At 72.6% G+C, this 22,795-nt stretch carries 21 protein-coding genes; 10 read left to right on the forward strand and 11 right to left on the reverse strand.

Annotation, left to right across the window (positions count from 1 at the left end):
- The first annotated feature begins 68 nt into the window (after positions 1 to 68).
- From ACH4N1_RS21665 to ACH4N1_RS21680, 4 genes are read left to right on the forward strand one after another with little or no spacing between them, the layout of a single operon-like run.
- Complete coding sequence (locus ACH4N1_RS21665) at positions 69 to 1,562, forward strand: VWA domain-containing protein (RefSeq protein ID WP_398099222.1); 1,494 nt, start codon at positions 69 to 71, stop codon at positions 1,560 to 1,562.
- Positions 1,559 to 2,461 carry a hypothetical protein gene (locus ACH4N1_RS21670; RefSeq protein ID WP_398099224.1) on the forward strand — a complete coding sequence of 301 codons (903 nt, stop codon included), beginning with the start codon at positions 1,559 to 1,561 and terminating at the stop codon, positions 2,459 to 2,461. The genes ACH4N1_RS21665 and ACH4N1_RS21670 overlap by 4 nt, the downstream gene beginning before the upstream one ends.
- Complete coding sequence (locus ACH4N1_RS21675; protein ID WP_398099225.1) at positions 2,458 to 3,690, forward strand: ABC transporter substrate-binding protein; 1,233 nt, start codon at positions 2,458 to 2,460, stop codon at positions 3,688 to 3,690. The genes ACH4N1_RS21670 and ACH4N1_RS21675 overlap by 4 nt, the downstream gene beginning before the upstream one ends.
- A gap of 59 nt (positions 3,691 to 3,749) precedes the next feature.
- The gene (locus ACH4N1_RS21680; RefSeq protein WP_398099227.1) at positions 3,750 to 4,196 is read left to right on the forward strand and encodes a hypothetical protein; all 447 of its coding nucleotides are present in this window, start codon (positions 3,750 to 3,752) and stop codon (positions 4,194 to 4,196) included.
- A 74-nt stretch (positions 4,197 to 4,270) separates the two neighbouring features.
- Here ACH4N1_RS21680 and ACH4N1_RS21685 read toward each other — a convergent pair whose 3' ends face one another.
- From ACH4N1_RS21685 to ACH4N1_RS21700, 4 genes are all read right to left on the reverse strand, one after another.
- Positions 4,271 to 5,713, reverse strand: coding sequence for a GH1 family beta-glucosidase (locus ACH4N1_RS21685; RefSeq protein ID WP_398099229.1), 1,443 nt, complete (start codon positions 5,711 to 5,713; stop codon positions 4,271 to 4,273).
- A gap of 148 nt (positions 5,714 to 5,861) precedes the next feature.
- On the reverse strand, positions 5,862 to 6,785 hold the full coding sequence (locus tag ACH4N1_RS21690; protein WP_398099231.1) for a carbohydrate ABC transporter permease: 924 nt from the start codon (positions 6,783 to 6,785) through the stop codon (positions 5,862 to 5,864).
- 12 nt (positions 6,786 to 6,797) lie between these two features.
- Complete coding sequence (locus tag ACH4N1_RS21695; RefSeq protein ID WP_398099233.1) at positions 6,798 to 7,790, reverse strand: carbohydrate ABC transporter permease; 993 nt, start codon at positions 7,788 to 7,790, stop codon at positions 6,798 to 6,800.
- A gap of 94 nt (positions 7,791 to 7,884) precedes the next feature.
- Positions 7,885 to 9,195: an ABC transporter substrate-binding protein gene (locus tag ACH4N1_RS21700; protein ID WP_398099235.1), complete on the reverse strand. Its 1,311-nt coding sequence runs from the start codon at positions 9,193 to 9,195 to the stop codon at positions 7,885 to 7,887.
- A 310-nt stretch (positions 9,196 to 9,505) separates the two neighbouring features.
- On the opposite strand from ACH4N1_RS21700, the gene ACH4N1_RS21705 reads away from it, so the two are divergent.
- Together ACH4N1_RS21705 and ACH4N1_RS21710 are read left to right on the forward strand one after the other, a co-directional pair.
- Entirely contained in the window at positions 9,506 to 10,519 is a 1,014-nt protein-coding gene (locus ACH4N1_RS21705) for a LacI family DNA-binding transcriptional regulator (protein ID WP_398099237.1), read from the forward strand.
- A gap of 180 nt (positions 10,520 to 10,699) precedes the next feature.
- On the forward strand, positions 10,700 to 10,870 hold the full coding sequence (locus ACH4N1_RS21710; RefSeq protein ID WP_030933194.1) for a DUF5670 family protein: 171 nt from the start codon (positions 10,700 to 10,702) through the stop codon (positions 10,868 to 10,870).
- Between the two features lie 153 nt (positions 10,871 to 11,023).
- Here the strand turns inward: ACH4N1_RS21710 and ACH4N1_RS21715 are convergent, their stop codons facing one another.
- Positions 11,024 to 11,509 (reverse strand): ATP-binding protein, encoded by a 486-nt coding sequence (locus ACH4N1_RS21715; RefSeq protein WP_398099239.1) that lies wholly within the window; start codon positions 11,507 to 11,509, stop codon positions 11,024 to 11,026.
- Positions 11,510 to 11,676: 167 nt separating this feature from the next.
- Here ACH4N1_RS21715 and ACH4N1_RS21720 point away from each other — a divergent pair, with 167 nt between their 5' ends.
- Positions 11,677 to 12,048: an STAS domain-containing protein gene (locus tag ACH4N1_RS21720; protein WP_398099240.1), complete on the forward strand. Its 372-nt coding sequence runs from the start codon at positions 11,677 to 11,679 to the stop codon at positions 12,046 to 12,048.
- A gap of 334 nt (positions 12,049 to 12,382) precedes the next feature.
- Here ACH4N1_RS21720 and ACH4N1_RS21725 read toward each other — a convergent pair whose 3' ends face one another.
- Positions 12,383 to 13,132: an SDR family NAD(P)-dependent oxidoreductase gene (locus tag ACH4N1_RS21725; protein WP_398099242.1), complete on the reverse strand. Its 750-nt coding sequence runs from the start codon at positions 13,130 to 13,132 to the stop codon at positions 12,383 to 12,385.
- Positions 13,133 to 13,571: 439 nt separating this feature from the next.
- Between ACH4N1_RS21725 and msrA the strand changes: the two genes are divergently transcribed.
- From msrA to ACH4N1_RS21740, 3 genes are all read left to right on the forward strand, one after another.
- The gene (gene msrA / locus ACH4N1_RS21730) at positions 13,572 to 14,084 is read left to right on the forward strand and encodes a peptide-methionine (S)-S-oxide reductase MsrA (protein WP_398099243.1); all 513 of its coding nucleotides are present in this window, start codon (positions 13,572 to 13,574) and stop codon (positions 14,082 to 14,084) included.
- A 196-nt stretch (positions 14,085 to 14,280) separates the two neighbouring features.
- The gene (locus ACH4N1_RS21735; RefSeq protein WP_398099244.1) at positions 14,281 to 15,042 is read left to right on the forward strand and encodes a ZIP family metal transporter; all 762 of its coding nucleotides are present in this window, start codon (positions 14,281 to 14,283) and stop codon (positions 15,040 to 15,042) included.
- Between the two features lie 747 nt (positions 15,043 to 15,789).
- Entirely contained in the window at positions 15,790 to 16,677 is an 888-nt protein-coding gene (locus ACH4N1_RS21740; RefSeq protein ID WP_398099246.1) for an SDR family oxidoreductase, read from the forward strand.
- A 156-nt stretch (positions 16,678 to 16,833) separates the two neighbouring features.
- Here the strand turns inward: ACH4N1_RS21740 and ACH4N1_RS21745 are convergent, their stop codons facing one another.
- The 5 genes from ACH4N1_RS21745 to ACH4N1_RS21765 all read right to left on the reverse strand — a co-directional run bounded on the left by ACH4N1_RS21745 (position 16,834) and on the right by ACH4N1_RS21765 (position 22,423).
- Positions 16,834 to 17,493 (reverse strand): fasciclin domain-containing protein, encoded by a 660-nt coding sequence (locus ACH4N1_RS21745; RefSeq protein ID WP_398099563.1) that lies wholly within the window; start codon positions 17,491 to 17,493, stop codon positions 16,834 to 16,836.
- A gap of 79 nt (positions 17,494 to 17,572) precedes the next feature.
- Complete coding sequence (locus ACH4N1_RS21750) at positions 17,573 to 19,153, reverse strand: sulfite oxidase (RefSeq protein ID WP_398099565.1); 1,581 nt, start codon at positions 19,151 to 19,153, stop codon at positions 17,573 to 17,575.
- 268 nt (positions 19,154 to 19,421) lie between these two features.
- Positions 19,422 to 20,636: an MFS transporter gene (locus ACH4N1_RS21755; RefSeq protein WP_398099247.1), complete on the reverse strand. Its 1,215-nt coding sequence runs from the start codon at positions 20,634 to 20,636 to the stop codon at positions 19,422 to 19,424.
- A gap of 234 nt (positions 20,637 to 20,870) precedes the next feature.
- Positions 20,871 to 21,593 carry a VOC family protein gene (locus tag ACH4N1_RS21760; protein WP_398099249.1) on the reverse strand — a complete coding sequence of 241 codons (723 nt, stop codon included), beginning with the start codon at positions 21,591 to 21,593 and terminating at the stop codon, positions 20,871 to 20,873.
- Positions 21,594 to 21,805: 212 nt separating this feature from the next.
- Positions 21,806 to 22,423: a TOPRIM nucleotidyl transferase/hydrolase domain-containing protein gene (locus tag ACH4N1_RS21765; protein ID WP_398099251.1), complete on the reverse strand. Its 618-nt coding sequence runs from the start codon at positions 22,421 to 22,423 to the stop codon at positions 21,806 to 21,808.
- Positions 22,424 to 22,795 lie beyond the last annotated feature (372 nt).

The following is a 22,795-nucleotide window of genomic DNA, read 5'->3' on the forward strand; positions in this document are numbered from 1 at the left end:
CGGGCGGCACGCCGACGGGTCCGGAGCGGGCCGACGGCCCGCCGACGAGGGCGAGGAGCACGGACACCGTGAACACAGGGGCATCCGCGAACAGAGACCCGGCCGGCGCGGGGGCGGCCGGCGCGGGGGCGGCGAGGAGCACCTCGGCCGGCCTCGACATCAGTCAGTGGAAGTACCTGTCCGGCCAAGCGCGCGAACCGCAGATGCACGCCATCGTGACCGTCCGGGCGGACGGCACCGGGAACGGCGGCGCCGCGGGTCCCGTGCTGGCACAGGTGCTGGCCGTGGACTGCTCCGGTTCGATGGCCTACCCGCAGGAGAAGCTGCGCGCGGCCCACCAGGCCGCCGTGGCGGCGCTGCGGCTGCTCCCCGACGGCACCCCCTTCGCCGTGGTCCGGGGCACCCAGTCGGCGAGCATGGTGTACCCGCCGACGGAGACCATGGCACGGGCGGACGCCCGGCACCGTGCGGAGGCGGAGCGGGCCGTGCACCGCCTGGTCGCGGGCGGCGGCACCTGCATCGGCAGCTGGCTCGACCTGTCGCGCCGGCTGCTGACGGAGGCGGACGCGCCCATCGGGCACGTCCTGCTGCTGACCGACGGCAAGAACCAGCACGACGACCTGATGCCGCTGGCGGACGTCCTGGAGGCCTGCGCGGGGCGCTTCGTGTGCGACGCCTGGGGCATCGGCGACGGCTGGGACGGCCGGGAGCTGCTGCGCATCACCAGCCGTCTGCACGGCCGGGCCTCCTCCGTGCAGGACGAGGCGGCGCTCGCGCGCGAGTACGAGCAGGTGATGCACCGGCTGCTCGCCAAGCGGCTTCCCGAGCTGGTGATCTCGGTGACCCCCATGGCCGGGGCCGGGGTGCGCTACCTCAAGCAGGTCTTCCCCACCGAGGTCGAACTCGATCCCGTCGGCACGGACGGCGACGGGACGCGGCGGTTCGTCACGCGGGCGTGGGGCGACGAGACCCGCCGCTACCAGCTGTGCCTGTCCGCCGACCCCACCGGGCGGCCCCGCGGGGAGGACCTCCAGCTCGCGGTGGTGTCCCTCGACGTTCCCGGTGGTGAGGGGGTGGAACTGACGCCGCCCCGGCCGTGCCTGGTGCACTGGACCGACGACGCGGCGCTGTCCGGGCACAGCGACATCCACGTCGAGCACTTCGAGCAGCACCAGCGGCTCGGCGAGGCCGTCGCGGCCGCCACCGACGCCCACCGCGACGGTGAGCGCGACGCGGCACAGCACCACCTGGGCAGGGCCGTGCAGCTCGCCCACGCCATCGGCGCCGACCAGTCGCTCGGCCGGCTGGAACGGCTCGTGGAGATCGACGACCCCGCGGCGGGGCGGGTCCGGCTGCGTCCCGGCGTGGCGGCCGTCGACTTCGAGCACCTGATCACCGCCAGCAGTCACAGCACGTACGGCCCCGCGTCGGGCACCGCCGACCCGGTGGTCGCCGGCGGGCCGGGAGCGGCGACGCTGCGGTGCCCGGCCTGCGAGGGGGAGGTGCCCGCGGCGGCACGTTTCTGCCCGCTGTGCGGGCACGGCCTCCGGGGGCGGCCGTGAGCACCACCGGGCGGGACCTGACCCGCAGGCTCCGGTTGCTGCTGGCCCTCGGGGCCGTCACCACCGTCGCCCTGTTCGCCGCCTACCGGGGCGTGCACGACGACACGGTGCCGCTGGCGTCGTCGAGCACCCCGGGGATCCTGGCCGTGGACACCGCGAGGACCGCGCTGCAACGGGCGCACGCGGCCGTCGACGGGCGCGCGGCGGGTGACACGACCGGTGAGTTCCACACGCAGATGTCGGTCGCCCATCAGAGCATCGCCGTCGCGGCCTCGGAGAACGTCACCGGCCCGGCGGACCGGCACACCCTGCAGACCGTCACCGGACTGATCACCGTCTACTCGGCCTGGGTGGAGCGGGCCGGCAAGGAGACGGACCCGTCGCTGCGGGCGGCCTACCTGCACTACGCCGAACAAGGGCGGAACGACATCGTCGACCGCCTCGACGAACTGCGCGCCGAACAGGTGCGGGTCGCCCGGGAACAGGCCTCCTTCCCCTGGCCGTTGCGGCTGGGCTGGGGGGCGGTCCTGGTGCTGTGCCTCGTCCTGTGCGCGGCTCTGGTGGAGGCGCAGCGGTTCGCGCGGCTCCGCTTCCGCAGCGCGGTGCACCCGCCCCTGCTCGCCGCCACGGTGCTGTGCGCGAGCGGGGTGGCGGTCCTCGGCTGGTTCACCGTACGGGCGCACGCGGCGATGCGCGACTCCCTCGCGGAGCTGGACACGACCCGGTCCGCGGACGAGATCCCCGAGGCCGGTGCGGACGTGGGGCGGTACCTGGCGGATGCCGGTCTCTGGGCGTCCCTGTCCGCATGGATCCTGGTGGGAGGGGCGTTGCTGATGGCGCTGATATGGGTGGGGCTGTGGCCGCGCGTCGCCGAGTACCGGTTCAGGGTGCCGCGATGAGACGCCTCCGGCCCCGGACGCTCGGCATCGTCTGCGTCTGTCTGGTCCTGCTCGCGGCCGGGGTGGTCACGGGGGTGCGGTGGGCACGCGGCTGGACGGGGTCGGTGACCGTGCTCGCCAACTGGAGCGGCGACGAGAAGGACCAGTTCGAGCGCGCCATGCGGCGGTTCGAGGACGAGTACCGCATCGACGTCGTCTACCAGGGCAGTTCCGCGCTGAGCCAGGTGCTGGCCGCCGACCTGGCTGCCGGGACCCAGCCCGACGTGGCCGTGCTGCCCGGTCCGGGCGAGCTGATGGCCTACGCGGCCGAGGGCCGGCTGGAGCCGCTGGACGGCCTGTTCGAGGCCGGTTCCTACGACCGTGTGTGGATGCCGAAGGTGGCGGGCGAGGACGGCCGGGAACGCACCTACTGGCTGCCGGTCAAGACCGGCCTCAAGAGCATGGTCTGGCACGCGGGCGGCCTGTCGGCGGACCGGATCGCCCGGATCGCCGCCGACCCGGGCGGCTGGTGCCTCGCCATGGGGTCCGGCGCGACCTCCGGCTGGCCGGGCACCGACTGGGTGGAGGACGTCCTGCTCCAGCAGTCCGGCCCGCGGGTCTACGAGCAGTGGGCGACCGGCGGCATCGCCTGGACGGACCCCCGGGTGCGCAGGGCCTGGCGGACGTGGGGCGACATGGTGGGCGCGGGCGACAGGACCCGCGTCGACCGGGTGCTCCAGGACGACTTCGCCCAGGACTGCCCGCGGCAGCGCCTGGAGCACCAGGGGTCGTTCCGGGACACCCACTGGAAGCGTGTCGAGGGCGACTTCGTCCACTCCGCCGAGGTGATCCCCGGCGCGGGCGGTGACGCGGGCCGGTGGGAGGTCTCCGGCGACCTCGCGGCCATGCTGAACGCGACCGACGAGGCCCGGCAGCTGATCCGCTTCCTGGCCGACCCCGGCACCGCGCTGCCCGACTTCTCGGCCAACCGGAAGGCCGCGGCGCCGGACGGCCGGCAGGATCCCCTGAAGCGGAAGGTCGGCTCGATCCTGCGCGGCTCCGACCGCCGTCTGTGCTGGGACGCCTCCGACACCATGCCCCCCGCCCTGCGCGACGCCTTCCACCAGGCGGTCCTGCGCTTCCTCGCCGCACCCGACCGGCTGGAGGACCAGCTGCGGGCCCTGCAGGCCCTGAACGGCGGACCACGCCCGACACTGCCGGTGTGCGGCACCGACCCGGCGACGACCTGACCGACCTGACGGCGCTGTGGCACGATTTCCCCTCAGCCACACCGTTTTGGGGGGACATCATGCGCACTCGCGCCTCGATCATCGTCGCCGCGGGGCTTCTCGCCCTCACGGCCTGCTCGTCCGGCAAGGACGACGGCGCGTCCGCGAGCGACTCCGGTCCGGCCGACGCCGAGCAGACCGTCGCCGTGCCGCAGGAGCACGAGGGGGACGACCTGGAGGCCGCCGCGGCCGTCTACACCTCGGCCTACTTCGCGGCCGACACCGACACGGCGTACGGCATGCTCTCCGCACGCTGCCGCGAAAAGATCGGCGCGGACGCGTACGCCGCCGTCGTGAAGCGGGCGAAGGCCGACCACGGGCCGGACCACCCGGCGACCGACGTGCAGGCCGAGGTGTCCGGCAAGCTCGGCCGCGTCAGCTACAAGGTCCAGGGCCTGCCCGAGTTCGACCAGCGGTCGCAGCCGTGGGCGCTGGAGGACGGCGGCTGGAAGTACGACGCCTGCTGACGTCCTGCCGCGCGCGCTTCCCGCCGCACGGCGGTCGGCCCCGTTCCCGTGCGACGGGGCCGACCGGGGCGGGGTCAGGCGCCGGGGAGCACGCCGGTGCGGGCGACCCCGGAGTACCAGCGGGCGCTGGCCTTGGGGATGCGGGTGCCGGTCGGATAGTCGACGTAGACGGCGCCGAAACGCTTGCTGTAGCCGTATCCCCACTCGAAGTTGTCCAGCAGCGACCAGAGGAAGTAGCCGCGCACGTCCGCGCCGTCCGCGATGGCCTGGTGCACGGCGGCCAGGTGGCCGCGCAGGTAGGAGATGCGGGCGGGGTCGTTGACGTTGCCGGAGGGGTCGGCGTAGTCGTCGAACGCGGCGCCGTTCTCGGTGATGACCAGCGGCAGGCCGGGGAAGTCCGCGGCCAGCCGGCCCAGCAGGTCGTACAGGCCGCTCGGGTCGACGGCCCAGCCCATGGCGGTGGTCTCGCCCGGGGGCTGGTGGAAGGCGACCTCGTCGGCGGCCGGCCACGGGCTGTGGGCGCTCCTGCCGTGCCCGTCCGAGGTGTGGGTGCCGCTGCCGTCGGCCCGGGAGACGAGGGTGGGCGTGTAGTAGTTGACGCCGAGGAAGTCCAGCGGCTGCCGGATCTGCCGCAGGTCGCCGTCGCGGACGAAGGACCAGTCGGTCAGCGTCGCGGTGTCCTTGAGCAGGTCCTCCGGGTAGGCGCCCCGCAGCATCGGTCCGGTGAAGACCCGGTTGGCCAGGGCGTCGATACGGCGGACCGCGTCGGTGTCGGCGTCGTCGCCGGTGAGCGGGCGGACGTGGTGGATGTTGAGCGTGACCGAGCACTGGGCGTCGGCGGGGACGCGGTCGCGCAGTGCCTGGACGGCCAGGCCGTGGGCCAGGTTGAGGTGGTGGGCGGCGCGCAGGGCGTCGACCGGATCGGTGCGGCCGGGGGCGTGGACGCCGGAACCGTAGCCGAGGAAGGCGCTGCACCAGGGTTCGTTGAGCGTGGTCCAGGTCTTCACCCGGTCCCCGAGTGCGTCGGCGGCCAGGGCCGCGTACTCGGCGAACCGTTCGGCGGTGGCGCGCTCCGGCCAGCCGCCGGCGTCCTCCAGCTCCTGCGGCAGGTCCCAGTGGTAGAGGGTGGCGACGGGCTGGATGCCCTTGTCGAGCAGCTCGTCGACGAGACGCCGGTAGAAGTCCAGGCCCTTCTGCTCGGCGGGACCGCGGCCGGTGGGCTGGATCCGGGGCCAGGCGAGGGAGAAGCGGTAGGCGCCGATGCCGAGGTCGGCCATCAGGGCCACGTCCTCGCGCCAGCGGTGGTAGTGGTCGGTGGCGATGTCACCGGTGTCGCCGTTGCGGACCCGGCCCGGGGTGCGGGCGTAGGTGTCCCAGATGGACGGCTTGCGGCCGTCCTCCGCGGCGGCCCCCTCGATCTGGTAGGAGGCGGTCGCGGAACCCCAGAGGAAGCCCTCGGGGAAGGTGCGGGGGGCCTGCGGGCCGGGGGCGGTGTGCTGTTGTGCTGCGGTGACCACGTAGGTCCTTTCCGGGTGGGTGAGCGGGTGGGTGAGTGAGTGGGTGGCGTGGAGGGGCGTACGGGGTCCGGGTGCGGGGCGGGACCGGTGGCCGGCCGCCGGGCCGGTGCGCCGCCGGGCCGGTGCGCCGCCGGGCCGGTGCGCCGGGTCAGCCCTTGACGGCGCCCGCCATGATGCCGCTGACGATCTGACGGCCGAAGACGACGAACATCGCCAGCAGCGGCAGCGTGCCGAGCAGTGCGCCCGCCATGATCAGGGACTGGTCCCGGATGTATCCGGCACTGAGCTGGGTGAGGGCCACGGGGACCGTCGGATTGGTCATGTCGAGCACCACGAAGGGCCAGAAGAAGTCGTTCCAGGCGTGCACGAACGTGATCATGAACAGGACGGCCATCGCGGGGCGCGCCACGGGCAGCACGATGCTCCAGAAGATCCGCAGGGAGTGCGCGCCGTCCACGCGGGCGGCCTCGACCAGCTCGTCCGGCAGCGCCTCCGACAGGTACTGCCGCATGAAGAAGACGCCGACCGCGCTCACCAGGGTGGGGAAGATGACGGCGGGCAGTTCCTGCGACCAGCCCAGCTCGGACATCATCATGAACAGCGGCACGACACCGAGTTGCGGCGGCACCAGCATGGTGCCGATCACCAGCATGAGCAGCACGTTGCGGCCCTTGAACCGCAGCTTGGCGAAGGCGAAGCCGGCCAGCGTCGCGAACATGACGGTGGACAGCGCGATGACGCCGGCCACGATCAGGCTGTTGACCATGGCCTTGCCCATCGCCGCCTCGTCCCAGGCGCGGGCGAGGTTGCCGAAGAGGTTCGGGCCGGGCAGGAACGGCGGCGGCGTCTGGCTGACGCGGGTGTTGTCGGTCGAGGCGGCCACCATGGTCCAGTACAGCGGGAAGATCGACACGACGGCCATGATCGCGAGCAGGACGTAGGCGAGCGGGCCCGCGTGGTGCTGGCGGCCGGCGCGCGGGCCCAGCAGCCGGCGGCCGCCGCGGACGGCGGGCCTCTTCGGGGCGGTCCGGGCCGGAGCGTCCGCCCGGACCGGGAGGCTTTCTGTGGTCATGGGGACTCCTGGTCAGGACGTGCGGGAGCGCAGGCGCTTGATCAGGCGCTGCGTGACGAGGACGAGGACGAGCAGCAGGAACATCGCCCAGGCGACGGTGGCCGAGCGGCCCATCTGGTAGTTCTTCCAGCCCTCCTCGTACAGCAGCAGGCCCAGCGTCTGGTACTGGTTGTCCGCACCGCCCGTCACGCCGTTGGGTCCCTGGCCGAAGATCAGCGGTTCGCCGAACAGCTGCGTCGCGCCGATGGTGGAGAGCACGATGGTGAAGACGATGGTGGAGCGGATCCCGGGCACGGTGACGTTGGTGAACTGCCGCCAGCGGGAGGCCCCGTCGATGGCGGCGGCCTCGTAGCGGTCGGCCGGGATGGCCTGCATGGCGGCCAGGTACAGCAGCGCGTTGTATCCGGTCCAGCGCCAGATGACGATGGTGGAGATCGCGGCCTGGGCGGGCCACTTGTCGGCCTCCCAGTCGACCGGGTCCAGGCCGACCAGACCGAGCGTCCAGTTGATCATGCCGAAGTCGCGTTCGAACAGCATGGTGAACACGAGGGCGGCGGCGCCGACCGAGGTGGCGTAGGGGACGAGCGAGGCGATGCGGAAGAAGAGCGAGCCGCGCATCCTGTAGTTGAGCAGGTGGGCCAGGCCGAGCGCCATCAGCAGCTGCGGCACGGTGGAGATGACGCCGATGGTGAAGGTGTTCGCCAGGGCGTTCCAGAACCGGGAGTCGTTCCAGAGGTCGACGTAGTTGTCGAACCCCACCCACTCCATGACGTCGAGGGTGGCCAGTTCCACCCGGTGCAGGGAGATCCAGGACGTGTAGACGAGGGGGTAGAAGCTGAAGGCGGCGAACACGACGAAGAACGGGGCGACGAACGCGTACGGTGCGCCCTTGACGTCCAGCCGGTGCAGCAGCGCGCCGCGTCGCCGGCCCGCGCCGTCGCCGTCCGGCCGGGACGGTCCTCGACGCCCCTCGCCGGCCTGGGCCTTGGTGATGGAGGTGGCCACCGGGGTTCCTTTCTGAGAGCGGGGGTGTGAGCCGGCCGCCCGGGCCCGCGGGCGAGGTGCGCGCGGACCCGGCCGGCCGGCCGAGGGCGACGGGTCAGCCGACCGCCTTCTCGATGCGCTCCGCGGTGGTCTTCCAGGCCTCGTCGCGCGAGGTGCCCTGCTGCTCGATGAGGGTCAGGCCCTGCGAGAAGGTGTCCTTGATCGTGCCGTCCTTGCGGCCGAGGACCTGCTTGTCGGGGATCTCCCGGGCGGCCGCGCCGAAGATCTGGCCGATCGGGGCGTTGTTGAAGTACTCGGAGGTGACGTTCTGCACCTCGGGCATCTCCAGCGCCTTCTGCGAGGACGGGACGCTGCCCTGCTTCTCGAAGATGTGCGCCTGCTGTTCGGGCGCGGTCAGCCAGGCGACGAGCTTCTTGGCCTCCTCCTGCACCGGGCTCTGCTCGACCACCCCGAGGAAGGAACCGCCCCAGTTGGCGCCCTTGGGTGCCTTGGCGACGTCCCACTTGCCCTTGTTGGCGGCGCCCGCCTTCTCGCCGATGTGGCCGAGCATCCAGGCCGGGCAGACGGCCGTGGCGAAGGTGCCGTTGGCCAGGCCGGGGTCCCAACCGGGCTGGAACTGACGGAGCTTGGCGGTCAGGCCGGCCTCCGCGGCGTCGGCGGCGAGGTTCCAGGCCTCCTTGACGGCGGGGTTCTTGTCGTAGATCAGGTCGCCCTTGGCGTCGTAGTACTGCTCGGAGTAGCCGTAGACCATGGCGTTGAACAGGCCGCTCGCCGCGTCCATGTACGCCACCTCGTCACCCTTGAAGTCCTTCTTGAAGGTGCGCCCGACCTCGACGTACTTCTTCCAGTCCCCCTGCCAGAGCTTGGCGACCTCCTCGCGGTCGGTGGGCAGGCCGGCCTTCTCGAAGTAGTCCTTGCGGTAACAGACGGCCATGGGGCCGATGTCGGTGCCGAGTCCGAGCACCTTGCCGTCCGCGGTGGTGATCTGGGACTGCTTCCACGGCAGGAAGTGGTCGGTGCCGGTCACGTCGGAGAAGTCCGCGAACTTGTCGGCCTGGGTGTCGACGATCTCCTTGGCCCGGCCGATCTCGATGCCCTGGATGTCCTTCAGTCCCTTGCCCCCGGCCAGCCGGGTCTGCAGGGCGGTGTAGTACGTCTGCTCGTCACCGGCCACCTCGGCCTTGATGTCGACGTTCGGGTTCTCCTTCTCGTACTGCTCGAGCAGGCCCGTCTCCTTGAAGCCCATCACCCCGTACATGCCCATGGTGATGGTGACCTTGCCGTCCTTCCTGCCGCCACCCGTCGCCGAGTCGCCACCGCCTCCACAGCCGACGACGAGGGCGAGCGCACCGGCGGCCGCGACGACCGCCGCCGCTCGCGTGCGCGGGCTTCTGTGAGTGCTCATGGATGTCCTCCTGGCGACGGCGCTGACGCACCGGAGTGGCGGTATAGGCAGGGCTACGGCGTTACAGTGAGTGATGGGAACGTGCCCACTACACAGTGGGAACGTGCCCACCGGCGGTTGGAAGACTCGCGGCAGCGAACGGCCGTGTCAATGGCCTGAAAACAATTCGTTGCCGAACCGGACGTCCGACGTTCGTTTCCCGACCCGGCTCCCGACCCGGCGAGGACGCTGCCGCCACCGTGGCGTCTGCCACAATTGCCGCTGGTCACGTCCGCGGCGCTACCGCCGCGGTAGCCGCCCGGAGGAGCACATGACAGGGAACCGCCAGCCCACGATCAAAACCGTCGCCGCCCGCGCCGGGGTGGGACGGACCACGGTGTCCCGTGTCATCAACGGCTCGGAACTCGTCAGCGCGGACGCCCGGGAGCGGGTCCTGGCGGCGATCGAGGAACTGAACTACATCCCCAACTCCGTGGCCCGGGGCCTGGTCACCAGCCGCACCGACTCGGTGGCGCTGGTGATCCCCGAGTCCGAGAGCCGGCTCGGATCGGAGCCGTTCTTCGCCGCCCTGATCCGCGGCGTGAGTGCCGCGCTCGCCGAGACCGGGACCCAGTTGCAGCTCACGCTAGTCCGCGACCAGCTCGAGCGGGACCAGCTCACCACGTCGGTGGCGACCCGCCGGGTCGACGGCGTCCTGCTGGTCTCGGTCCACGCGCGCGACCGGCTGCCCGGCATCCTGGAGGAGATGGGGCTGCCCACGGTGCTGGCCGGCCGCAGGGACGAGCGGGAGCGGCTGAGCTACGTCGAATCCGACAACGCCGGAGGCGCCGCGGCGGCCGTCCGGCACCTGCTGGACCGGGGCCGGCGCCGCATCGCCACCATCACCGGGTCGCTCGACATGGACGTCGGCCGCAGCAGGCTGGCCGGCTGGCGCGACGCCCACCGCGAGGCGGGGGTGCGAGCCGACGAATCCCTGGTCGAGGGCGGCGACTTCACCGAGGAGGGCGGGCGCCGGGCGATGCGTTCGCTTCTTGAACGCGCGCCGGACCTGGACGCCGTGTTCGCCGCGTCGGACCTCATGGCCGTCGGCGCCCTGGCCGAACTGCGCCGCCAGGAACGGCAGGTGCCGCGCGACGTCGCCGTCGTCGGGTTCGAGGACTCCGTGCTCGCCCGCCACACCGCCCCGCCGCTGACCACGGTGCGACAGCCGGTGGAGGAAGTGGGCCGGACGATGGCCCGGATCCTGACCGACATCACCCGGCACGGCGCCGAACGGCAGCAGTTGACGCTGCCGACCGAGTTGGTGGTGCGCGAGTCGTCGTGAGGGGCGTCGCGCTCCGCCGGGCGCGCGGCAGGGGCCTCCGGAAGACCTCGCGTTCCCGGACGAGGTGAGCTTCGGTGAAGAAAGTGAGGGGGGTGCCCGCAAGCGCGGTGAAGAAACCAGGTGATCCGGCCGTATGTTCTTCCGTTAGCCGGGCACCAGGAGCGGCGGAGGTTGATAACGATGGTTCCCCTGCTTCTTGTTCTCCTGCTGGCCCTGATCCTCTTCGGCGCGGGCTTCGCGCTGAAGGCACTGTGGTGGATCGCCGTCATCGTGCTGGTCGTCTGGCTGCTCGGCTTCGTCATGCGCAGCGCGGACACGGGCGGCCGCAAGGGCCGCTGGTACCGCTGGTGACCCGCTAGACAGCGGCAAGGACTGTGGGCCCCGGGTGTTCCCGGGGCCCACAGTCCTTGCACCGAACGGGAGCGGCGGTGAGGGCCTCTCGTCGGGATCATGCCAGGCTCGCGGGGTCCGGTGCCTGATCCGGTCCGATCCCGACGAAAGACCCTAGACCGGCCCGCGGGCGGCGACACCGCTGTCAGCCGCGTCGGCCAGAGCGATGCGGGCCGTGATCCGTTTGCCGACCGGCTCCTGGTGGACCGAGAGATCCTCGGTCACCGCCTTGACGATCTCCAGGCCGTGCTGGCCGATCCTCGCCGGATCCGTGGCCCGCGCGGCGGGGACCGTGGGATCGCTGTCCCACACGGTCACCTCCACGCTGTCGGCGACGATCCGCAGTTCCATCAGGACGGGGCCGGGGGCGTACTTGCGGGCGTTGGTGACCAGCTCGCTGACCACCAACTGGGTCAGGTCCGTCGCGCGGGCGGACACGGCGAGCCGATGACCGTCGCGGGCCTGTTCGAGGAAGGCGGTGGCGTGGTGGCGGGCCTCGGCGATGCAGCCGTCGTCCCCGCCCAGGGCGAAGCCGGCACGCAACGGACGGTCACCGGGCGCCCCGCAGTCGCCGTCCTCGGCCTCGGATTCCACCAGCATCGCCTCACTCCCCGTCCACCGAGCGCGGATGTCCCACCAGGTGACTACGTCTGCCCCGGATGCACCGTCCGGAACAGCCGATCGCGTGCACCCGGCCCGGGCGGTGAGGCAGAATCGTCCACGCATGGTCCTGACCCGGAGCAAGCGTAAACGCAGTCGAGGAGACAGTGACCGACATCCCGAAAGCAGACCGGCCGGACGGGCTCGTCATCGAGCAGAGCGTGGTCGACGGCGTACGCGTCGTGGTCGTGCGCGGCGAGATCGACCACGACGTCAAGCACGTGCTCAGCGAGGCCCTGCTGCCGCGGCGCGGGGCGGTGCCGCCGTCACGGGTCGTGGTGGACCTCAGCGGTGTCACCTTCATGGACTCCAGCGGCATCAACTCCCTCGTCGTCGCCCACCGAGCCGTCAGCGCCACCGCGGGGTGGCTGCGCATCGCCGGTGCGCAGGCGCAGGTCCTGCACGTCCTGCACATCGTGGGGATCGACGAGATCATCCCCTGCCACGCCACCGTCGAGCAGGCTCTGGAAAACCCCTGATCCGTCCGCCCCGGCACACCGTCGGCGAGTACGTCGGCGGCGGCGACCGGGGCATCGCCGTACTCGCCGCCGCTCGTCGGCCGCCGCCATGAACCGGCCGCGGCCCCGGCCCCGGCCGACGAGCGGGCGCAGGCGCCACGCGAGTCCGGCGGGAGGCTCCGGTCCTCGGCGCCCCCTCCGCGGTGATCGCGGGGCGGGTGCTCACGCCCGGCGGCCGTCACGCTCCTCGCGGACCGGTCCTGGCCGCAGGCGCAGGGGCGTGCCGTGGCGCAGGGTCGTGCCGTGGCGCGCGGGGGATCCCCTCACGGGGCGGACAGCCCGGAAGGGGCCGGTTTCAGTCGGCAGCGGGCAGGTCGGTGGACGGCCCGGCGGTGGCGCCGCCGTCCAGGACGAACTCGACACCGGTCGAATAGGTGGCGCCGGTGGCGATGAAGAGCACCATGCGGGCGACTTCCCCGGGCTCACCGAACCGCGGGAGCGGCTGCGCGGCCGTGAAGGAGTCGTCGAAGTCGGCCGTCATCCCGGTGCGCACGGCCCCCGGATGGACCGAGCAGACACGGATCCCGTCCGCGGCGAGTTCCAGCGCCGCGGTCTTGGTCAGGCCCCGCAGCCCCCACTTACTGGCCACGTACGCCCCGATGCCCGTGTACCCGGTCAGGCCGGCGATGGAGGAGATGTTCACGATCACCCCTCCCCCGGCCCGGCGCAGGGAGGGCGCCGTCGTCCGCATGCCCAGCCAGGCGCCCTGGAGGTTGACGTCGACGACCCTGCGGAAGGACTCGGGGGACTGCTCCTCGATGGTGCCCCACTCCAGGATCCCGGCGTTGTTGACCAGTACCGACACGGGGCCCGCTTCGCGTTCGGTCCGCGTGACGACGGTCTGCCAGTCGTCCCCGTCGCTGACGTCCAGGTGCGCGTAGCGGGAGGGAGGGCCGAGCTCCGCGGCCAGTTCCTCCCCCTCGGCGTCGGCGACGTCGGCCACGACCACAGCCGCGCCTTCGGCGGCGAACAGCCGAGCCGTCGCGGCGCCGATCCCTCGGGCTCCCCCGGTGACGATCGCCACCCGTGCGTCCAGCGCTCCCATCATGGCCTCCTGAACCGATCCGGCGTCGGGGTCTCGGACACGGGCCGCCCGGGGACGCTCGACGTCCGGAGTGGGCCGACCCCGGTCGGTTCTCCTCCACTCCAGTGTGGCCAGTCGGCATTCCGGGCGCACACCGGGAACCCGTCACGGGCCCCGGCGCCGTCCGGCCCCGGCCGTCGGACCGATGTGCTCTCCGCCTCGTGGACGGCCCGGGCCGCGCCGACGCGTCGGCCTGACCCGGCTAGGAAAACGCGGGGAGCGCGGGGAACCAGGGGCAACGGGGGGAACGCCACCCGCACCGTCACTTGCTTGACTGGTGACGATTGAAGATGAGACCATTGGTCGACTGCCCGATCCGCCGAAGTTCGTCGACGTACGGGTTACCGGTCCGACCGCACGTGGGCACCTCGCTCACGAACGAAGGAAGGGAGATCCCGTCATGAGTGACGACCAGCAGAAGGCGTGGCTGGCCGGCGGTTGCTTCTGGGGCATGCAGGAGCTGATCCGCAAGCTTCCCGGCGTCCTCAGCACGCGGGTCGGTTACAGCGGCGGCGGCACGCCGCATCCGACCTACCGCGATCACGGCAGCCACGCCGAGTCGATCGAGATCGTCTTCGATCCCGCCGCCACCGACTACCGCACCATCCTCGAGTACTTCTTCCAGATCCACGACCCGACCACGAAGAACCGGCAGGGCAACGACATCGGCGCCAGCTACCGTTCGGCCATCTTCTACCTGGACGACGAGCAGCGGCGCATCGCCGAGGAGACGATCGCCGACGTCGACATGTCGGGCCTGTGGCCGGGCCCGGTCGTGACCGAGGTGGTCCCGGCCGACGAGTTCTGGGAAGCCGAACCCGAGCACCAGGACTACCTGGAGCGCTACCCGGAGGGCTACACCTGCCACTTCCCCCGCCCGAACTGGCGCCTGCCCAGGCGCGACGCGGTCTGAACCCGTTCCGTCAGGCGGCCCAGGCCGCCCCGTCCGATGAGGCGGGGCGGCCTCGTGGGTCCGCGGGCCGGACCGTGTCACCACGGGCGCGCCGACCGGCTGCGGAGAGACGGCCGCCGAAGGCCACGCCCGTGCTTCCGGTCACATCACCGCGCGTTCAGGGGACGGTGACGCCCGCGCCGGGTACCCGGAGATCATGACGGAAGTGGCACTGGCGGGTCTGTGGGGTCTGGTGGCGGGTTCGGCGTTGCTGCTCGGGGCGGTGGTGGGGTTCGGCCTGCGGGTACCGCAGAAGGTGATCGCCACGGTCATGGCCTTCGGCGCGGGAGTGCTGCTGTCGGCCGTCAGTTTCGAACTGCTCTCGGAGGCGTACGACGAGGCGGGGCTCGCCCCTGCCGTGGCCGGCACCCTGGCGGGTGCCGCCGCCTACACCGCGGGCAACGCGTGGCTGGCCGGCCGGGGTGCCCGGCACCGCAAACGCTCCGGTGACCGGCAGGCGCACGCCCAGCCCACGGAGGCTCAGCAGAGCGGTTCGGGCCTGGCGCTCGCCCTCGGCGCGCTGCTCGACGGCATCCCGGAGTCCGCGGTCATCGGGGTGGGCCTGCTCGACGGCGGATCGGTCAGTCTGGTGACCGTCGCCGCGGTCTTCATCAGCAACGTCCCCGAAGGGCTGTCCAGTTCGGCGGGCATGAAGAAGGCCGGGCGCGGCAAGGCCTACGTCTTCGGGGTGTGGGGCGCGATCGCGGCCGCGAGCACCGTCTCGTCCGTCCTCGGCTACACGGTGGTCGGCCACTTCTCCGCGACGGTGATCGCCGCCGTGACCGCGGTGGCCGCCGGGGCGATCCTCGCGATGATCGCCGACACGATGATTCCCGAGGCCTTCGAGGACGCCCACCTGGCCATCGGGCTGATCACCGTGAGCGGCTTCCTCGTCTCCTTCGCCCTCTCCCACGCCTGACCGCCGCCAGTGCCGCGGCAGGCGACGTCTGCCCGTCGAGGAGCGGCGTCCGGTGCGTGCTCTGGGGGTGCCCCCGGCCGAAGGCTGGGGGGGGTGCCGGCCGAAGGCTGGGGGGGTGCCGGCCGAAGGCTGGGGGGTGCCGGCCGGAAGTCCTCGTACGGGACGTACTCGGGCTTTCGGCCGGTGCGGCGAGCGGGCGTGCCGGGCGTCGCGACGGGGAGAACGCCGCCTGTCGCGGCACTGGCGGCCGACCGGCCCGTCGGGCGTCACGTGCCCCCGGCGGACCGTTCGCCCCGTCGGGGATTTCGCGGAGGGAGGGTCGGCGGAGTCCTGTGTGGGCGGACCGTGCCCCGCGACCGGTCCGCCGACCAGGTGGCCGACGACCTCCGGCCCCGAGCCGGGGTCGCGTCCGGCCGGGAGGCGTGTCCGCTGAGCCGTACGGCTGGATCGAGGGGCAGCGGGGGGTGCGAGCAGGCTGTGCGGGTGCGCTCCACCGGCCGGGCGGTCAGGCTGGGACCGGGCCGTCAACGGCGCTTCCTGCCGGACCGGAAGGGACTCTCACATGGGCAAGCCGCGACCGACCGGGGCGACCACGAGGACGACGGCGGGCCGCCGGGGTGCGGCGGCGGGCGGTGGTCGTCGGCCCCGTGGCCGTGCGAACCCGACGGTTCCGGCGGGCCCGGCGGGCCCGGCGGACCCGCACTGCGGTCCGCCGTCGGTCTCGCGCCGCGCCGAGGGGGTCGCCGCGTGACGAGGAACGTGAGCCCGCTGCGTGGCCGTACGGCGGTGGTGACGGGAGCGGCACGGGGGCTGGGAGAGGCGATCGCCGTGCGGCTGGCCGACCGCGGGGTCCGGGTGGCGCTGCTGGGCCGCGAGGAGGACACGCTGGCCAGGGTCCGGGAACGGCTGCCGACCGGGTCGCTGTGCTGGGAGGTGGACGTCACCGACGACGACCGTATGGCGGAGGTGGCCGCCGAGGTGAGGGAACGCCTGGGGGCGCCGTCCGTGGTGGTCGCGAACGCCGGCCTGGCGGAGGGAGGGCCCTTCGCGGAGTCGGACCCCGCGATCTGGCGCCGGGTGGTGGAGGTGAACCTGGTCGGCAGTGCCGTCACCGCCCGTGCCCATCTGCCGGCGCTGTTCGACACCTGCGGCTACTTCCTCCAGGTGGCGTCGCTCGCCTCCATCGGAGCCGCGCCGATGATGAGCGCCTACTGCGCCTCCAAGGCGGGCGTCGAGTCGTTCTGCCACTCCCTGCGCGCCGAAGTCGCCCACCGGCGGGTGGGCGTGGGCATCGCCTACATCAACTGGACCGACACCGACATGATCCGCGACGTCGACGCGCACGCGGTGCTGCGGGAACTGCGCGGCCACATGCCCCCGCCGGCCCGCAGGGTGTATCCCGCGCCCTTCGTGGCGGAACGGCTGGTCCGCGCGGTCGAGCGGCGCCGTCCCACCGTCTACGTGCCGTCCTGGCTGCGGGCCGCGCAACTCGTCCGGGCGGCCATGCCGCCGGTGGTCACCATGCTCTCCCGCAGGGAACTGCCCCGGCTGGCCGCCGCGCATCCCTTCGAGGCCACGGGCCTCCTGGGAGCGGGCGGCCGGGCCGACTCCCCGACACCGAAACCCTCTGCCTGACAACGGATCGGCGGGTCGGCGGGTCGGTGGACCGGCGGGACGAGCGGCGGGGTGGCCGGGGACCCCGCCCCGGCCACCCCTGTCCGCGTCGTCGAGCGGCCCGGTGCGGGCCGAGGACGCGGGCCGTCGTCCCCGGCCCGCGTCCCCGGCCCGCCGTCAGCTGCTGGGCATCAGGACGGTGTCGATGATGTACACGTTGGCGTTGGCGGTCTTGACGTTGCCGCAGACCACCTTGGCGGAGTCGTTGACCGTGTACGACTCCTCGGAGCCGGAGGTGGTCAGCTTCGACTTCTCCAGCGTGTCGAAGGAGCCGTTCTCCAGGTCCGCCGGGGCCAGCTTCTGGCCGACGACGTGGTAGGTGAGGATCTTCGTCAGCGTGGCCTTGTCGTTGAGGACCTTGTCCAGGTCGGCCTTCGGGATCTTGGCGAAGGCGTCGTCGGTCGGGGCGAACACGGTGATGTTCTGGGCGTTGTTGAGGGTGTCGACGAGGCCGGCCTTCTTCACCGCGGTCACCAGGGTGGACAGGGCGGGGTTGTTGGACGCGGCGGTGGCCACCGGGTCCTTGGCCATGCCGTCGAAGGAGCCGGCGCCGTCCTTCGGCACCGAGGCACAGGCCGGCCCGAACGGCTCGTCCATGGCGGAGGTGTTCGTCGAACCGTCCATGCCGTCGTCGGACGCCGTCGCCGGGGCCGCCGCCTTGCTGGAGGAGTCCGAGGAGGCGGAGTCGCCACCGTCGTCGGAGCAGGCGGTCAGGGCCAAGGGCAGTACGGCGGCGGCGGCGACGGTCATGGCGATACGACGGACACGGGTGTTCATCATGGTTCTCTCCTGAGGGATGGATGCAGCGAACGCTGCGTTCATAGGGGGAAAAGTGGCTTGTGTGGTCATGCGGGGGTCACTCGACGGTGACCACCACGGAGTGCCGGCCGCTGGCACCGTCGGGGATGGTGCGGGTGCGGATGTCGGTCTGCACGGCACCGGTACGGTCGGTGGCGCGCACCGTGAGGGTGTGGCCGCCCTTGGTGGCCTGCCAGGGGAAGGACCACTGGCGCCAGGTGTCGCGCGAGCCCTCGGCCGCCAGCCGCGCCTCCTGCCAGGGCCCGTCGTCGACGCGCACCTCGACCTTGTCGATGCCGCGGTGCTGGGCCCAGGCGACCCCGGCGACCATGACGGTGCCGGCCCGGGGGCGGGCGAACGGTTTCGGGGTGTCGATCCGGGACTGGGTCTTGACCGGTGCCCGGCGGGCCCACTTCCGCTTGACCCAGTAGGTGTCGTAGGCGTCGAACGTGGTCAGTTCGATGTCCTCGATCCACTTGCAGGCGGAGACGTAGCCGTACAGGCCGGGCACCACCATGCGGACCGGGAAGCCGTGGGCGAAGGGCAGCGGCTCGCCGTTCATCCCGACGGCGAGGAGGGCGTCCCGGCCGTCCATCACGTCCTCCACCGGTGTTCCGAGGGTCATGCCGTCGACGGAACGCGCCACCAGCTGGTCGGCGGGTCCGCCCTGCGAGGGAGGCCGGACGCCGCACTCGGCGAGGAGATCGGCGAGACGTACGCCGATCCAGCGGGCGTTGCCGGCGTACGGGCCGCCGACCTCGTTGGACACGCAGGTGAGCGTGATGTCGCGCTCGATCAGCTCGCGCCGCAGCAGGTCGTCGAAGGTGAGCGTGACCGGCCTGGTGACCCCCTTGCCGTGGAGGCGCAGCCGCCAGGACGTGGCGTCCACCTTGGGCACCACCAGAGCGGTGTCCACCCGGTAGAAGTCCTTGTTCGGCGTGACGAAGGGGGTGATCCCCGGGATCCTCGACCGGGTGCCGGGGGGAAGCGGCGGAGCGGCCGATCCGGGGGACGGCAGGACGACGTCCTCGCGGGAGGCGACCGCGTCGCGGCCGCTCGATCCGTTCAGGACGCGGCCGAGGGCGCCCGCTCCGGCCGAGGCGACGGCTGCGGCGGAGGCGGCGATCACGAAGCCGCGGCGGTCCCAGCCCGGGCCCTCGCAGGCGTCGCGCTCCGGTGAGGTCCCGTCCGGCAGGTCCGGCGCGGCATCGCGTGGCCCCAGTCGGCCGGCGAGGAAGTACAGCAGCGCCGCTCCGACGACCGCGCCCGCCGCGGAGGGCAGCGCGTCGGTGAAACCGTCGGAGTCGGGCCGGCCGAGTGCCGCGGCCGCTCCCGCCACCCCGAAGAGAAGAACTCCCCCGGCACCGAAAAGCCGATATCGCAGGGCGAGAACGCCCAGCGCTGTGGCGCAGAGGGCCAATACCGCGAGAATTCCGAGCTGGAGCACCAATTTGTCGTCGGTGCCGAAATTACGGATCGCCCAGTCCTTCACCGCGGCGGGCGTACGGTCGATCGCGGCGCCGCCCACGGCGACGACCGGACCGGCCTGCGGACGCACCCACGCCGAGACCAGCTCGGCCACGGCCAGCGCCGTGCCGCCCGCCAGTACGCCGCTGAGCGCACCGAGCGCCGTCCGCATCGGCGAGCGGGGTTTCCGCGGTTTCTTCTCGTCGTCCGTCACGTGGGGAATCCGGCCCCGACGGCCTCGCGGATTGGTCGCTCATCCGATCGAGGGAATTTATTTTTCGGACCAATCCGCGGCTGTTCGGGCAACGGATAAAAGGATCGCGTGCACGACGTCGTCGCGCCGGGCACCGGCCTTCCTCACGTGTGCGCGGATCCCCCCGGAACGGCGGGCCGCCGCCCGGCACCGCGTGCCGGAGGACCGCCCGCGAGGGGCGTCGACGTCAGGGGTGCGCCGCGGGGTCGGGGGTGCGCGGGGTCGCGGTGGAGCGGGTGCCGACGGCGGGGGCGAGGGCGATGGCCACGGCGGTGAGGACGAGGACGACGATCATGGCGGTGCGCAGGCCGTAGTGGTCACCGAGGAAACCGAGGCCGGGCGGGCCGACGAGGAACGCGACGTAACCGATCATGGCGACGAGGCTGACGCGGGCCGCCGCGTCCGGGCCGGAGTCACCGGCCGCCGAGAGCGCGACGGGGAAGCCGAGGGAGGCTCCCATGCCCCAGAGCAGCACGGCGGCGCCCGCCAGGAGGGCGGAGTCGGCGAAGGCGACGACGGCGATCCCGAGGGTCGCCGAGACGGCGCTGGCCCGCACGACGGGCGCGCGGCCGACGCGGTCGATGAGGAAGCCGCCGCCGAAGCGGCCGATCGTCATGGCGGCGGCGAACCCCGTGTAGACGGCGGACCCCAGGGCGGGGTCCACTCCGTGACCGTCGACCATGAGGAGGGGCAGCCAGTCGTTCGCGGCCCCCTCGGCCAGAGCCATGGCCAGGATGACACCGCCGATGAGGAGCAGCCGCCGGTCCTTCAGGACCTGCGCCCGGGTCGACGCGGTACCGCTGTCGGACCGCCGGTCCTGGTCCCGGGTCTTTCCCACCCCGGCGGGGACGGCGCGGAGGGCGTGGACGAGCATGCCGGACGTGACGGCGACGACGGCGGCCAGGTGCCACTGCACCGGAACGGCGGCCGCGGTGCACAGGATGCCGCACGCGGCCCCCACGACGGTGCCCAGGCTGAAGAAGCCGTGGAGCGTGGGCAGCACCGTGCGCCCCGCCAGCCGTTCGACTTCGGCACCGTCGACGTTGACCGCGACCTCTCCCCCGCCCATGCCGGCGCCGAAGAGGAACAGACCGGCGGTGACGACGGGAGCGGAGGTGAGCATCGCCCCGGCGCCGACGACCGCCATGCTGAGGATGACCAGCAGCGTCCCCGCGCCCATCACGGGCCGGGTGCCGAACCTGGCCACCAGCGCTCCGGAACCGAGGATGCCGATCATGGAGCCGACGGAGAGCCCGAACAGGATGATTCCCATCTGCGCGGTCGACGCACCGAGCAGGTCCCTGATGTCGGGCGTCCGCGTCACCCAGGAGGAGATCGACAGACCGGGTACGAGGAACAGGAGAAACAGCGCCGTTCTGCGACGGCGCGTGGCCAGGTCCATGAATGAAGGGTTCTTTTCGCGCGGGTGTGACGGATGTGACGGATGTGGCAGGGTGAAGACCCCCCGCCCCGAGTCCGTTCGAACGTACACGCAGGTGACGGGCCGCGGAAGACGATCATCCGTCGGTGCCGCGATGTCACGGGCGGCGGGGCCGTCCGGTCCCGGGTGCGGATCCGCTCACCGTGCCGGCCTGTTCGGAGAACGACCACGGCCGACGCCTTCCGGGCGTCCTCGTCATCGAGGGGGCAGCACGCAGAACTCATGGCCGTCCGGGTCGGCCATCACCACCCGATCGGTCCGGCCCTGGCCGATGTCGATGCGCTTCGCCCCGAGGGAGACGAGTCGGTCGACCTCCGCCCGCTGGTCGCCGTCGGCGGGTGGTGCGATGTCGAAGTGGAGCCGGTTCTTCCCGGTCTTCGTCCTCAGCGGCGGGCCGCCCCACGTGACCTTGGGACCGCCGTGCGGGGAGCGGATCGCGGTCTCCTCGTCCTGGTCCCAGACCAGCGGCCAGCCCAGCGCCCGGCTCCAGAAGTAGCCGACCTCCTGCGAACCGTCGCAGGCGAGCGCCCCGATGAATCCGCAGTCCGCGAGGAAGTCGTTGCCCGGCCCGATGACACAGAACTCGTTGCCCTCGGGGTCGGCGAGCACCACGTGCCCCTCCTCCGGGCGTTGACCGATGTCGATGTGCCGGGCGCCGAGTCCGACCGCCCTCGCCACGGTCTGCCGCTGGTCGTCGAGGGAGGTGCTCGTCAGGTCGAAGTGCATCTGGTTCGGGCTCGTCTTCCGCTCCCGGGTCGGCAGGAACCGCATCCGGAACCCGGTGTCGTCGCCGGGCAGGAGCTGGATGCCGTCAGGGGAGTCGTCGGTCCTCTCCCAGCCCAGGAAGTCGCCCCAGAAGCGGGCGAGGCGGGTCGGGTCGTTCGCGTCGAAGGTGAGCGCGTGCAGGTGAGAGGTCATTGCTCGGGTTCTCCGGTCGGTCGGCCCGCGGTCCCACGGCCCGCTCCGCCGGGGCAGGGCGGTGGGACAGCGGGAAGGCTGCTGTCATCAGGTCGTGGCGGGACGCTGCCGACCCTGCCCAGGCGGCGTCGTCCGGTCAACTCCTTTGTGACGGAGTCCGATCGCCGTCGCGCCGGCAGCTCTCCCCGTCGCTCGCGTCACGGGGCCGCCGGTCACAGGCTCCCGAGGAGGTCGTCGAGCGGGGCCGGTACCCGGTCGGGGGCGAGGGCCTCGACCAGGAGGCGGCCGTAGCGGATCTTGCGGCCCTTCTTCGTGCCGAGGAAGCGCCGCAACTGCTGCTGGCGGGGCCGGCCGTGCTGGGCGGGCTGGTGCAGGAAGGTCTGCCAGGCGCGGAAGTCGCCCTCGGCCCGGACGACCTCCTCGGCCTTCGCCGGCCCCAGCGCGCGGACGAGTTCGTCCTCCAGGTCCGTCACGCACACGAAGAAATCCCGGCGCGGCGCCCCCGCCCGCTCCAGGCCCCGGTCGTAGAAGGGCTGTTCACGTTCGTCGCAGAGTCCGGCCAGGCGCAGTCCGAGGCCGGGCGGGCCGAGGACGTCGGCGTAGCGGGCAACGCTCATCGCCCCTCCCATGGACACGACGCACACCCCTTCGACGGCCAGGTCCCGGCCGCGCCGTGCGGCCAGCGCCTCGACGGCGGCGAGATCGCTCGGACCTTCGAGGAGCACCGCGGCCCGTATCCCCAGGCGCACCGCCAGATCCCTCGCCGGCCCGCCCGGACCGCCGGCCGCCCAGGCACTCACCTCGTCCCGGAACGCCCCCATGTCGGCCATGGAGCGAGTCTGCACCACCGTCGGTGTCCCGGCACGGCATTAATATCCGGCGACCTCGGCGGGGAGGGGGGCGGATGGTCCGTGCGCCCGTGCCGGCGGCGCGGACACGTCGGCGGCGGTGATGCCGCGTCGGGCGCCCGTGGGGGCGTCGGCGCCGTGGCGGCGGATCGTCCGCGCCGGGGCCCGGAGCACGAGCGGCCCTGCCGTCCGGGTGATCCACGGCGCCGTCGGGGAGGCCGGACCGCCGACCGGCGCCCCGCGGCCCGTACCGGGGGCGGGAGGGAAGGGGGGACGCGAGAGCGTCCGCGCCCGGGGGCCCGCATGGCCCGACCTGCGCCGGGTACCGGGAAGGTGAAGCCACGCGCCGTCCGG

It is taken from the genome of Streptomyces sp. NPDC017202, from assembly GCF_044331705.1.
GTDB lineage: Bacteria > Actinomycetota > Actinomycetes > Streptomycetales > Streptomycetaceae > Streptomyces.